This window comes from Mesorhizobium sp. 1M-11 (assembly GCF_001303895.1).
In the GTDB taxonomy this organism is placed as follows: domain Bacteria; phylum Pseudomonadota; class Alphaproteobacteria; order Rhizobiales; family Rhizobiaceae; genus Mesorhizobium.
In genome coordinates this window covers 14,049-26,483 of the sequence record NZ_LJSD01000014.1, presented here as the reverse complement: position 1 = coordinate 26,483, position 12,435 = coordinate 14,049, and the positions used below count along the sequence as shown (strand labels likewise).

Annotated in this window: 13 protein-coding genes; 8 read left to right on the top strand and 5 right to left on the bottom strand. The window is 62.8% G+C overall.

The features are described from left to right. Positions 1 to 10: 10 nt before the first annotated feature. The gene (locus AO692_RS08380) at positions 11 to 1,366 is read left to right on the top strand and encodes an aminotransferase class III-fold pyridoxal phosphate-dependent enzyme (protein ID WP_054309609.1); all 1,356 of its coding nucleotides are present in this window, start codon (positions 11 to 13) and stop codon (positions 1,364 to 1,366) included. Between the two features lie 7 nt (positions 1,367 to 1,373). Here the strand turns inward: AO692_RS08380 and AO692_RS08375 are convergent, their stop codons facing one another. Further along, on the bottom strand, positions 1,374 to 2,249 hold the full coding sequence (locus AO692_RS08375) for a helix-turn-helix domain-containing protein (protein WP_054309734.1): 876 nt from the start codon (positions 2,247 to 2,249) through the stop codon (positions 1,374 to 1,376). Between the two features lie 92 nt (positions 2,250 to 2,341). Here AO692_RS08375 and AO692_RS08370 point away from each other — a divergent pair, with 92 nt between their 5' ends. Beyond that, complete coding sequence (locus AO692_RS08370; protein WP_054309608.1) at positions 2,342 to 3,880, top strand: 4-hydroxyphenylacetate 3-hydroxylase N-terminal domain-containing protein; 1,539 nt, start codon at positions 2,342 to 2,344, stop codon at positions 3,878 to 3,880. A gap of 15 nt (positions 3,881 to 3,895) precedes the next feature. After that, entirely contained in the window at positions 3,896 to 4,405 is a 510-nt protein-coding gene (locus tag AO692_RS08365; protein ID WP_054309607.1) for a flavin reductase, read from the top strand. Between the two features lie 67 nt (positions 4,406 to 4,472). Here the strand turns inward: AO692_RS08365 and hpaR are convergent, their stop codons facing one another. Next, a complete protein-coding gene (gene hpaR, locus AO692_RS08360) occupies positions 4,473 to 4,877 on the bottom strand; it encodes a homoprotocatechuate degradation operon regulator HpaR (protein WP_162839659.1) in 405 nt (134 codons plus the stop codon). A 246-nt stretch (positions 4,878 to 5,123) separates the two neighbouring features. Between hpaR and AO692_RS08355 the strand changes: the two genes are divergently transcribed. Genes AO692_RS08355 through hpaH form a run of 5 tightly spaced genes read left to right on the top strand, consistent with a single transcriptional unit; the run spans position 5,124 to position 9,788 of the window. Further along, positions 5,124 to 5,510, top strand: coding sequence for a 5-carboxymethyl-2-hydroxymuconate Delta-isomerase (locus tag AO692_RS08355; RefSeq protein ID WP_054309605.1), 387 nt, complete (start codon positions 5,124 to 5,126; stop codon positions 5,508 to 5,510). A gap of 13 nt (positions 5,511 to 5,523) precedes the next feature. Next, complete coding sequence (gene hpaE, locus AO692_RS08350; RefSeq protein WP_054309604.1) at positions 5,524 to 7,041, top strand: 5-carboxymethyl-2-hydroxymuconate semialdehyde dehydrogenase; 1,518 nt, start codon at positions 5,524 to 5,526, stop codon at positions 7,039 to 7,041. Between the two features lie 56 nt (positions 7,042 to 7,097). Next, positions 7,098 to 8,078, top strand: coding sequence for a 3,4-dihydroxyphenylacetate 2,3-dioxygenase (hpaD, locus tag AO692_RS08345; protein WP_054309603.1), 981 nt, complete (start codon positions 7,098 to 7,100; stop codon positions 8,076 to 8,078). 34 nt (positions 8,079 to 8,112) lie between these two features. Continuing rightward, entirely contained in the window at positions 8,113 to 8,976 is an 864-nt protein-coding gene (locus AO692_RS08340) for a fumarylacetoacetate hydrolase family protein (protein ID WP_054309602.1), read from the top strand. A gap of 11 nt (positions 8,977 to 8,987) precedes the next feature. Continuing rightward, a complete protein-coding gene (gene hpaH, locus AO692_RS08335; RefSeq protein ID WP_054309733.1) occupies positions 8,988 to 9,788 on the top strand; it encodes a 2-oxo-hept-4-ene-1,7-dioate hydratase in 801 nt (266 codons plus the stop codon). Between the two features lie 47 nt (positions 9,789 to 9,835). Here hpaH and AO692_RS08330 read toward each other — a convergent pair whose 3' ends face one another. From AO692_RS08330 to AO692_RS08320, 3 genes are read right to left on the bottom strand one after another with little or no spacing between them, the layout of a single operon-like run. Further along, the gene (locus AO692_RS08330) at positions 9,836 to 11,071 is read right to left on the bottom strand and encodes a styrene monooxygenase/indole monooxygenase family protein (protein WP_054309601.1); all 1,236 of its coding nucleotides are present in this window, start codon (positions 11,069 to 11,071) and stop codon (positions 9,836 to 9,838) included. Positions 11,072 to 11,115: 44 nt separating this feature from the next. Next, on the bottom strand, positions 11,116 to 11,901 hold the full coding sequence (locus tag AO692_RS08325) for an SDR family oxidoreductase (RefSeq protein ID WP_054309600.1): 786 nt from the start codon (positions 11,899 to 11,901) through the stop codon (positions 11,116 to 11,118). A 33-nt stretch (positions 11,902 to 11,934) separates the two neighbouring features. Then, positions 11,935 to 12,432: a flavin reductase family protein gene (locus tag AO692_RS08320; RefSeq protein WP_054309599.1), complete on the bottom strand. Its 498-nt coding sequence runs from the start codon at positions 12,430 to 12,432 to the stop codon at positions 11,935 to 11,937. Positions 12,433 to 12,435 lie beyond the last annotated feature (3 nt).

Below are 12,435 nucleotides of genomic sequence, written 5' to 3'. Positions count from 1 at the left end.
GAGACTTCAGATGCGCGACACCAACTTTTTCGCCGAAAACAATGCCAAGCCGATCTGGCATCCGATGGCGCATCCTGCCGAGATGCGAGCATCGCCGCCGCGCGTAATCATGAAAGGCGAAGGCGCCCATGTCACCGACATCGAAGGGCGTACCGTGCTGGACGCCGTCGGCGGCCTGTGGAACGTCAATCTCGGCTACAGCAGCGATCCGATCAAGCAGGCGATCGCAGCCCAGCTCGACACCCTCCCTTACTATTCGGGTTTTCGCGGCACTTCGACAGGCCCATCGATCGAGCTCGCCTATGAGCTCTCGCAGTGGTTCGCGCCGGAAGGCATGGTGCGCACCTTCTTCACCTCGGGCGGTTCGGATTCGGTCGAGACGGCGCTGCGCCTTGCCCGCCAATACTGGAAGATCCGGGGGCAGGCCGACCGCACCAAATTCCTGGCGCTGAAGAAGGGTTATCATGGCACGCATTTCGGCGGCGCCTCGGTCAACGGCAACGCCAATTTCCGCCGCAACTACGAGCCGTTGCTGCCAGGCTGCTTCCACACACCGGCGCCCTGGACCTATCGCAACCCGTTCGACGAAACCGATCCGGTCACCCTCGCCAGGCTGTGCGCGCGCGCCATCGAGGAAGAAATCGCCTTCCAGGGCGCCGACACCATCGCCGCCTTCATCATGGAACCGGTTCTCGGCGCCGGCGGCGTCATCGTGCCGCCGGAAACCTTCATGCCGCTGGTGCGCGAGATCTGCGACCGGCACGACATCCTGCTCATCGCCGACGAAGTGGTGACCGCTTTCGGCCGCACCGGCGCCTGGTCGGGATCACGGCTCTGGAACGTGAAGCCGGATTTCATGACCATCGCAAAGGCGATCACCTGCGGCTACTTCCCGCTCGGTGCCACGCTGATCGGTCAGAAAGTGGCGGACGTCTTCGAGGCGGACAAGACCAGTTTCGGCGCCATCGGCCACGGCTATACCTATTCCGGCCACCCGGTCGGCTGTGCCGCGGGCCTTGCAGCACTCGCCGAAACCAGGCGTCTTGGCGTCAATGAAAACGCAGCAGTGCGCGGCGTTGAACTCGGCAGGGCGCTGGAAGCGCTGAAAGCCAAGCATACGCTGGTCGGCGATGTGCGCAGCAAGGGGCTGATGGCAGCGCTTGAACTGGTGTCCGACCGCGGTTCCAAGAAGGCTGCCGACAAGAAGACCATGGCCAAGGTGGCCGACGCCGCCTACGACGCCGGCGTCATGCTGCGCGTATCGGGCAACATGATCATCCTGTCGCCGCCGCTGATCATCACTGCCGCCGACGTCGCCAGGATCGCCGAAGGTCTCGATGCCGGCCTGACGGCGGCGACCGCCTGAGCAGGCTTCAACCGGCGGAGGGGCCTAGTCGCTCCCTTCGCCACGCCGCGGGCGACAAGCCTGTCGCCTTGCGGAAGAAACGCGAGAAATAGGCGGGATCGTTGAAACCCGTCTCGAAAGCGATGTCTTCGACCGACCGGATGGTGAAGGCGAGCAGCCGCTTGGCTTCCACCAGGCGTCTTTCATTGACGGCTTGCCGCACCCCGGTGCCCAGCACTTGCTGAGCGGCCTTGTCGAGCAGGTGCCGTGTGGTGCCCAGTGTCTCGACAAAACGCTCCACCGGCCAGTCTTCACGAAAGTTCCGGTCAATGAGATGACGCAGCCTGGCCGCCAGCGCTCCCATTGCGGGAAGTTCGATCGGTTGCGGCCCGCTGCCCAGCCGCGCAATGCCGGAAAGCGCCACGGCGATCAACGGTGGCAGGATTTTGTCCATGCCTGGCAGCGCATCGGCATATTCCTCCTGGATTGCCCGGATACTGGTCTCCAGTTTTCGCCACAGCGTCTCATCGCCGCGTCCGGTGACGAAAACAGGGCGGTCGAGCCGCAAGAGCGAGTTCGCCGCAATCGCGGCAAGCGCGTCATCGGCCACCGAGACCACGATCGCGTCAGTACCAGGCTCGATATCGAAACCATGCACCACGCCGCTCGGCACGAAACTCACGGCGGGTGCTGCAAAATCTTCGGAAAACTGTTCGATCCGGTAATTGCCGCGGCCGCTCGTCCAGAAGGTGACCTGGCCCATCTGCGGGTGCTTGTGCGGCTGCACGCGGCCGCGATGGATACCTTCGCGCGCGAGAACGGTTTCAACATGGAAGAACCCGACGTCGAGCGCGCGCGCAGGTTCGCCGTAAACGAAGAATTCAGGGATGAAGACCTGGCTCATGGCGCCCGAAAAAGTCCAAGCGGTTTTCAACTTTTGTCCATAAACCATCGCCCTGCCCAGCGCTACTCTCAACGCATCAAGGGAGGATCATGATGCGAGCAGAAGATTTCCGGGCCGACAAGACGCGCCCGTTCACAGGTGCTGAATATCTGGAAAGCCTGCGCGACGGCCGCGAGGTCTATATCAACGGCGAACGGATAACCGACGTCACCACCCATCCGGCGATGCGCAATTCGGTGCGCTCGCTCGCCCGTCTCTACGATGCTCTCCACGACCCCAAGCAGCAGGCTGTTCTCACTTCACCGACCGATACCGGCTCTGGTGGCTATACCCACAAATACTTCCGTGTTGCCCATTCGCCGGCCGACCTCGTCGCACAGCAGGGTGCCATCGCCCATTGGGCGCGCATGACCTATGGCTGGATGGGGCGCACCGCCGACTACAAAGCGGCGCTGATGAACACGCTGGGCGCCAATGCCGACTGGTACGGCCCGTTCAAGGACAACGCTCGTGCCTGGCACAAGCGGGCGCAAGAATCCGTCCTGTTCATGAACCATGCCATCGTCAATCCGCCGATCGATCGCCACAAGCCGGCCGAACAGGTGAAGGATGTCTTCGTCCACATCACCAAGGAGAACGATGCGGGTATCTGGGTCTCCGGCGCCAAGGTGGTGGCAACCTCGTCGGCGCTGACTCACTACAATTTCCTGGCGCAGAGTTCCGCCACGGTAACGGAAGATCCCTCGCTTTCGGTGATGTTCATCGTGCCTATGAATGCGCCGGGCGTGAAGATGTTCTGCCGCGTTTCCTACGAGCAGACGGCCAACACGGTCGGCCACCCCTTCGATTATCCATTGTCGTCCCGCTTCGACGAGAACGACGCCATTCTGGTGCTCGACAATGTCTTCGTGCCCTGGGAGGACGTTCTGGTGCTGCGCGACGCGCAGAAGATCCTCTCCTTCCACCCCGCATCCGGCTTCATGCACGGCTATTGCTTCCAAGGCTGCACACGTTTTGCCGTGAAGCTCGATTTCCTGGCCGGCCTGCTTGCAAAGGCGCTGCGCGCCACCGGCGGCGATGCCTTCCGCGGCAACCAGGCGGCACTCGGTGAAGTGATCGCGCTGCGCCACATGTTCTGGAGCTTCTCCAACGCAATGGCCTATAACCCGATCCCATGGGCTGGCGGTGCCGTGCTGCCGAACATGGAAGCTGCGCTCGCCTACCGCACCTTCATGTCCGAGGCCTATCCGCGCGTCATCGAGACGGTGCGCAAGGTTGTCGCGTCCGGCCTGATCTACCTGCCTTCCTCCGCCAAGGATTTCGGCAATCCCGACATCGACCGCTACCTGGCGCAATATGTGCGGGGTTCCGACAATATGGGTCACATCGAACGCATCAAGATCATGAAGCTGCTTTGGGACGCCACCGGCACGGAGTTCGGCGGCCGCCACGCGCTTTATGAACTCAACTATGCCGGCGCCCAGGAAGAGGTCCGGCTGCAGGTTCTGAAGGGCGCCGAGCGCGGTGGCCGGCTTAAGCAGATGGAAGAACTCGTCGACACCTGCATGGCCGACTATGACGAGAACGGCTGGACCGGCAACACCTGGCTGCCGCCGTTAGGCGACGATTGAGCATGAGGGCCAGCCATGCAACCGCAGGTCTCGAGACTGGAATTTCGTGACGCCATGGCGCGTGTCTGCGCGCCCGTCAACATCGTCACAACGGATGGACCGGCCGGTCGCGGCGGCTTTACCGCGACGGCCATGTGCAGTGTTTCCGACGATCCGCCGACCTTGCTCATCTGCATGAACGAGCGCTCGGGGCAGACGGGAATGTTCCTCGACAACCGACGTTTCTGCGTCAACGTGCTGACGCAGGCACACATGCATCTCGCTTCGAAATTCGCTGGCGCCATCCGTGATATGGCCGAGCGCTATCAGGCGGCGAACTGGCAGACCATGCCTTCCGGCATGCCGGCGCTGCTCGACGCCATCGTTTCGTTCGACTGCGAGATCGGCGACGTCAACAAGGTCGGCACGCACAATGTGATGTTCGGCCGCGTCGTCGACATCCGCCATGGCAGCGGCGAAGCGGCATTGCTTTACGTCGACCGCAACTATTCGCAGCCGATGGCGCTCGGCAGTTTCGGTGGGTGAGAAGCAGGCCACGATGGCGGACGGTCGAACGAAGCTCGCAGCGGGCCGATCCGCAAAGAGAAAAAACTCAGCCTTCGCTGCTCTCCGACTGGATCAGGCTTTCCAGCATGTCGAGGAGCTGTTCGTACTGCTCGGCGCCGTATCGTCCCTCGATCGCCTCGTAGATGGCGATGCGCTCGGGAGCCAAGTCCTCGATCAGCGCCACGCCGCTTGGCGTGATGGCAAGCAGCGCGCGCCGGCCATCGTCCTTCACCCGATTGCGGGTGATGAGCCGGCGCTCTTCCAGCGCCTTGATGATGCGTGTGAGACTCGGCGGCAGGATCGAAGCGCGGCCGGCGAGTTCGGTTGCCTCGAGCGGCCCCGTCTCGGCCAGCACGCGCAAAACGCGCCACTGCTGTTCGGTGATGTCGTGCCGGGCCAGCATCGGCCGGAAATGCGCCATGATCACTTCGCGGGCACGCAGAAGCGTCATCGGCAGGGAGCGTCGTGTGGAAGGCGGCAGCAAGATGGCGTCTCCGCTCTGGTTCCGTCTGTTTCGCGAACCGGCACACGCGCTACGCGCAGTCGGCTTTTAAGCGCTATATCCGCGATTTTGGCGGCACCGGCAATCCCGCCGGGAGCGGATGGCACAACCCATTCAACAGCGCTTGACTTTCATCAGTCAAGATGTAATTCACATGTTAATTACAAACAGTCGACTTTATAGTGGAGGAACGCCGTGCCCCACATGGCGATCGAATATTCCGCGAATCTCGATGAAACGGTCGATATCCAGGGCCTGTGCACGCTGGTGGCGGACACGATCCTGGAAACGGGTCTGTTCGAGATCGGCGCCATCCGTGTGCGCGCATTTCGCGCGGAAGCCTACGCGATCGCCGACCGGCTGCCGCAGAACGGCTTCATCGACATGAATTTCCGCATCGGCAAGGGCCGTAGCGCGGAAGAAAAGAAGCGCACCGGCGAGGCCATCTTCGCCGCCGTGTCACAACGGCTGGCACCGCTGTTTACCACCCCTCATTTCGCGCTGTCGCTTGAGATCCGCGAGATCGACGCCGAACTGAGTTGGAAGAAGAATGCGATCCACCCGCGACTGCGCGGCAAGTAACGAGGACGAAAGCATGAGCGCACTGGACGACAATCTGCGCAAGGCAAGCGCCTATCTCGAACGCTTCAAGCGCGACGGCGTGCTCAATCACATTGCCGGCGAGGCAGTACCGGCCGCCGATGGCACGACCTTCGAAACGATCTCGCCGGTCGACCTGAAGCCGCTGGCCAAGGTGGCGCACGGCAAGGCTGCGGACATCGACCGCGCCGCCAAGGCAGCGAAAGCCGCATTCCGCGACTGGGCGGCCATGTCGGGCGATGCCCGCAAGAAGTTGCTGCACAAGATCGCTGATGCCATCGTCGCGCGCGCCGAAGAAATCGCCTTCGTCGAATGTATGGACACGGGGCAGTCGCTGAAATTCATGGCCAAGGCGGCGCTGCGCGGCGCCGAGAACTTCCGCTTCTACGCCGACCGTGCACCACAGGCACGCGACGGCCGCACGTTGCAGGACGCCGGCCAGGTCAACATGACGACACGCGTGCCGATCGGCCCTGTCGGTGTCATCACGCCCTGGAACACCCCCTTCATGCTGTCGACCTGGAAGATCGCGCCGGCGCTCGCCGCCGGCTGCACGATCGTCCACAAGCCGGCGGAGTTCTCGCCGCTGAGCGCGCGTCTCCTGGTCGAGATCGCCGAAGAGGCCGGCCTGCCCAAGGGTGTCTGGAACCTCGTCAACGGCCTCGGCGAAGATGCGGGCAAGTCGCTGACCGAGCACCCCGACATCAAGGCCATCGGTTTCGTCGGAGAAAGCCGCACCGGCTCTATGATCATGAAGCAGGGCGCCGACACGCTGAAGCGCGTGCATTTCGAACTGGGTGGCAAGAACCCGGTCATCGTCTTCGCCGATGCCGATCTGGAACGCGCGGCGGATGCCGCGGTCTTCATGATCTATTCGCTCAATGGCGAACGCTGCACCTCTTCGTCGCGCCTGCTGGTCGAGGCTTCCATTCACGACAAGTTCACGGCGCTTGTTGCCGAGAGGGCCAAGCGTATCAAGATCGGCCATCCGCTCGATCCCGAGACGGTGGTCGGCCCGCTGATCCACCCCGTGCACGAGAAGAAGGTGCTCTCCTACATCGAGATCGCCAAGTCGGAAGGCGTCACCATCGCTGCCGGCGGTACCAAGTTCGATGGTCCTGGCGGCGGCTGCTATATCGCCCCCACCCTCTTCACCGGCGCCAACAATTCGATGCGCGTCGCCCGCGAAGAGATTTTCGGCCCTGTGCTCACCGCCATCCCGTTCAAGGACGAGGCAGAAGCGCTGGCAATCGCCAACGACACCGATTACGGCCTCACCGGCTATCTGTGGACGTCCGACGTGACACGCGCCTTCCGCTTCACCGAAGCGCTGGAAGCCGGCATGATCTGGGTGAATTCCGAGAATGTGCGCCATCTGCCGACACCATTCGGTGGCGTGAAGAACTCCGGTATCGGCCGCGACGGCGGTGACTGGTCGTTCGACTTCTACATGGAAACCAAGAACATCGCTTTCGCGACCAAGCCGCACGCCATCCAGAAGCTTGGCGGCTGACGCCCTGCCGCGTGGCTTCGCCATGCCGCGCAGCGACACATACGAGGAGGAACCCGATGCCTTTGCCGCAACCCAATCTCTATCCCGCTTTCAACATCGTGCGGCTGAGCCATGTCGAACTTGCGGTCACGGACCTGGCGAAATCCCGCGCGTTCTATGTCGATACGCTCGGCCTGCAGGTGACCGACGAGAGCAAAGACGCCATCTATCTGCGTGCGCTGGAGGAGCGTGGCCATCACTGCATCGTTTTGAGGAAAGCCGACAAGGCGGAAGCCTGCGATCTCGGCTTCAAGCTGTACAGCGAGGAAGACCTCGACAAGGCCGAGCATTTCTTCAAGGCCAAGGGCCTGCCGGTGGAGTGGGTCGAGCGGCCCTACCAGTCGCGCACTTTCCGCACACGCGATCCGCACGGCATTCCGCTCGAATTCTATTCCAAGATGGACCGTCTGCCGCCCATCCATCAGAAATATGCCCTCTACAAGGGCGTGAAGCCGCTGCGCATCGACCACTTCAATTGCTATTCGCCGAATGTCGATGAATCGGTGGCCTTCTACAACGAGCTCGGCTTCCGCGTGACCGAATACACGGAAGACGCCGAGACCGGGAAACTGTGGGCCGCCTGGACGCACCGCAAGGGCGGCGTGCACGACATCGCCTTCACCAACGGCCGCGGCCCTCGCCTGCACCATGTCGCCTTCTGGGTGCCGACGCCGCTCAACATCATCGATCTGCTCGATCTGATGGCCACCACCGGCTACATCGGCAACATCGAACGCGGCCCCGGCCGGCACGGCATTTCGAACGCCTTCTTCCTCTACGTCCGCGACCCCGACAACCATCGCATCGAGATCTATTGCTCGGACTACCAGACGGTCGATCCCGACCTTGAGCCCATCAAGTGGGACCTGAAGGATCCGCAGCGGCAGACCCTGTGGGGGGCACCCGCGCCGCGCTCGTGGTTCGAGGAAGGCAGCGTGTTCGCCGGTGTCGAGCCGCGCGACCCCGATCTCGCCGCTTCGCCCATCATCGCGCCCTGACCGGCACCGAGACGACCTTCGCAAGGAGCCGGGCATGAACGCACGCATTGCCACATTCGCCGCAGGCGGCAAGACGCGCTACGGCGCCATAGCCGAAAACGGTGCCGTCGACCTTTCCAGCCGTTATGGCAGTCAGTGGCCAACGCTGCGGGAAGTCATTGAGGCCGGCGCCTTGCGCCGGCTGGCAGAAGAAGCGGCCGGCTTGCCGGCCGACTTCTCGCTCTCCGACATCGCCTATGAGATCCCGGTGCCGATGCCGGAAAAGCTGATCTGCGTTGGCGTCAATTTTCCCGACCGCAACGAAGAGTACAAGGACGGCCAGGCCGCGCCTTCCAACCCTTCGCTGTTCATCCGCTTTCCGCGTTCCTTCGTCGGCCATGGGGCCAATCTGGTGCGCCCACCGGAATCACCGCAGCTCGACTATGAGGGCGAGATCGTCATCGTCATCGGCAAGGGCGGTCGCCGCATTCCGGAAGCAAGCGCACTCGACCACATCGCAGCGCTTTCGCTGTGCAACGAAGGCACGATCCGCGACTGGGTCCGACACGCCAAGTTCAATGTCACCCAGGGCAAAAATTTCGACCGCACCGGCTCGATCGGGCCCTGGCTGGTGCCTTTCACCGATGAGGCGCAGATCGCCGACATCAAGCTGGAAACGCGCGTCAACGGCGAGGTTCGCCAGAGCGACCGCACCAGCCGCATGATCTTCTCCTTCCGTAAGATCATTGCCTATATTTCGACCTTCACGACGCTGGTACCGGGCGACGTCATCGTCACCGGCACCCCGACCGGCGCCGGCGCCCGTTTCGATCCGCCGATCTGGCTGAAGCCGGGCGACGTGATCGAGGTCGAGGCCGAGGGCATCGGCATCCTGCGCAACGGAGTTGTTGACGAGTGAGCGCGACGACCATGACACCCGCCGAAATCGACGATGCCGCGACACGCCTGTTCGAGGCCGAACGCAGTCGGCGCCAGATCCGCCTGCTCAGCCTCGACTTCCCGAACGCCACCATGGACGATGCCTACAAAGTGCAGGCGGCGCTGGTGAAGAAGAAGATCGAGGCCGGCGCGGTCACCAGGGGCTGGAAGATCGGCCTCACATCCAAGGCCATGCAATCGGCATTGAATATCAACATTCCGGATTCCGGCATCCTTTTCGACGACATGTTCTTCGCCGACGGTGGAACGGTCCCGGCCGATCGCTACATCCAGCCGCGCATCGAGGCCGAGATCGCCTTTGTCATGAAGGCATCCCTGCGCGGCCCGAACGTCACCATCTTCGATGTGCTGAATGCCACCGACTACATCACGCCGGCGCTCGAAATCCTTGATACGCGCATCGAGCGCATGAACAAGGAGACGGGCAAGGCCCGCACCTTCTTCGACACCATTTCCGACAACGCTGCCAATGCCGGCATCGTGCTTGGCGGACGGCCGATCCGTCCGCTTGACGCCGACATGCGCTGGATCGGCGCTATCGTCTCGCGCAACGCCGAGGTGGAAGAAACCGGCCTGGGTGCAGGCGTCCTGAACCACCCGGCCATGGGCATCGTCTGGCTGGTCAACCGGCTGCACACCTATGGCATGGGCATCGCTGCCGGAGAAGTCGTGCTGTCGGGTTCCTTCGTGCGTCCGGTCGAAGCGCGGCACGGCGACACCATCGCCGCCGATTTCGGACCCTACGGAACGATCAGCGTTTTCTTCGAGTAAGACCTTCTGCGCGGCATGACTAGTAACCCGGCCATGCCGCTGAAAGATCAAGCCGCCAGTTGCTGCAGGTAACGGTCGGCTTCTTCCGGCACGGCGAACCAGGGGAACAGGTCCGGCGGGTTGTTGAAGCCGTTGGCTATTCTCCTGGCGAGCGCTGGATAGGCCTGTGCCGACCCCATGATGTTGAGCACATGCGGCGGTGGCGGCGTCAGCATCGCATTCGTCCAGCCGACGACATATTGCGCATACTGCCAATAGCGGTCGAAGGCTGCCTGCATGAAGGAGGCGTCGAACGGCCGGTCGCCATGCGCCAGAATGGCGTCCATATAGACCCTCGCCGCTTTCGAGGCGTTGTTCGATCCCTGCCCCGTGATCGGGTCGTTGAGGCAGACGGCATCCGCCAGACCCAGCACCAGCCGCCCCGAAGGCAGGCGTCCGACCGGCTTGCGAACCGTGGGCGGGAAGGCGCCCGACAGGATGCCGTTGGCATCGGTCAGTTCGACGGTGCGGCAGCGATCCGCCTCCCAGGGCAGGAATGTATCGAGGATCCATTTCGATCGCGCCAGATGCTCCTGCGGCGAAGTCACGTCCTTCCAGCAATCCATCGGCCCGCCGGGAATGCCTTCCAGCACCATGATCTCGCAAGCGCCCGAATTGGTCAGCGCCGGAAAGACGAAATATTCACCGATGCCGGGGATCAGATTGAAATTGACCGCCGAATGGTCCGGCCGCGGCACCATGCCATGGACATAGGTTAGCGCCAGCGCGCGCTGCGGCTTATCGAAGGGAGATTTTTCCGCGTCGCGCTCGAACAGCTTGGCAATGTCGCCCTTGCCGGCGGCAACGATGGTGAGGTCAGACGACGCAGCATAGTTCTCGAGATCGGCGATACCGGCTTCCTTGATTTCCAGCGTGCCACCACGCCGCTCGAACTCGCTCATCCAGACCGGGATCTTCACGCGCTGGTCGACGCTCTGCGCCGGCTTATCGAGCTTGCCGTTCCAATCGATCGCCTTGGCGCCGGGTTGATCCGGCGCCGGTACGACGAAATTGATGGAATCGACAGTCGGGCACTCCTTTTCCCAGAAGTTGAGGCCGACATCGCGCTCGTTCTGCAAGGCGGTGTCGAACATGCACTGGCTGGACAGCACCTTGCCGGTGCGCATGTCTTCCGCCGTCCGGTTCTGGACGACCTTCACCTCATAGCCGCCGTGTTGAAGCAGGCCGCAGGCAAGCTGCAGGCCAGCCTGCCCTCCCCCCAAAATCGTGATGCGCTTGCTCATCGTTGTTCCCTTCCCTTGTTTTGTCTTTGCAGCGCTTGCCGGGCCTATTCCATCAGGAGCGGGATGGCCGGATCGATGCGTTCCGGACCCATCGCCGTGTAGCCGCCGTCGACGCGGATATCGGTGCCGGTGATGAAGCTCGCCGCATCGGAAAGCAGGAATGCCACCGCTTCCGCCACTTCCGCCGGGTCGCCGGTACGTTTCAGCAGATGGAAAGGAGCCGCCACGCCGTCAGTCTTCGGCCGGTTGTCGTTGGACAGCTGGCGCATGATGTTGCTCCAGGTCCAGCCCGGAGACACGGCGTTGACGCGGATGCCGTCGGCTGCGAGATCGAGTGCCTGGTTGCGGGTCAGTTGCAAGATCGCGGCCTTGGAGACCGGATAGGCCCAGCGCCCGACCTGGGCGACACGCGCCGAGATCGAACCGAAATTGACGATCGCGCCCTTGGTCTTGGCCAGATGCGGACGCGCCTCCTGCATCAACACCACCGAACCGACGACATTGACATCGAACGCTTTCAGCCATTCGCTGCGCGTGGTTTCTGCACCATTGTCGAGATAGGTGGCGGCAACATTGACCAGGAAATCCAGCCGGCCATGACGTTTCACCGTCGCTTCGACCAGTGCCTTGATGCCTTCGTCGCTGGTGATGTCGGTGCGGATGAAACTGGCCTTGGTGCCGATCCGGCCGGCGACCGCCTCACCATCCGCTTCGTTGATATCGGCAATGATGACATTGACGCCGTAGCCTGCAAGAACCGCCGCGCAGCCTTCGCCGATCAGCGTGGCCCCACCTGAAATGATCGCCGTTTTTCCGTTCAAACCCTTCATCGGTCTTCTCCCAACTCGTTTCGATCCATCGGTTCAGGCAGCGGACCGGACATGCCCCACCGCTGAGAAACCGCCTTCGACATAGACCAGCGATTGCCCGTCCCCGAGCACCGTCTCCACCACGTGGCCGATCAGGATCACATGGGTCGTGTGCTCGACGACCTGTTCCAAACGGCATTCGAACGAGGCGAGCGCCCCACGCACGACCGGAACGCCGGTCACTCCCGAATGCCAATCGCCAATGCCGAACCGCTCGCCCGCCGCGAGCTCGGTCTGGCCGGCGAAGGTGCGCGCCACGTCTTCCTGCAAATGCGACAGCACATTGATTGCAAACACGCCGGAATCCGGCACGAACTGCGCCACCCAGGTCTTGCGGTTGACGCAGGCGACCAGCGATGGCGGCTCGGTCGACAAAGAGCACACGGCCGTTGCGGTAAGGCCGCGCCGCTCTCCGTCGCTGCCCGTCGTGGTGATCACGGAGACGGCGCCTGCGACCTTGCGCATGCCGGCGATGAAAGGCGCGGACGACATAGG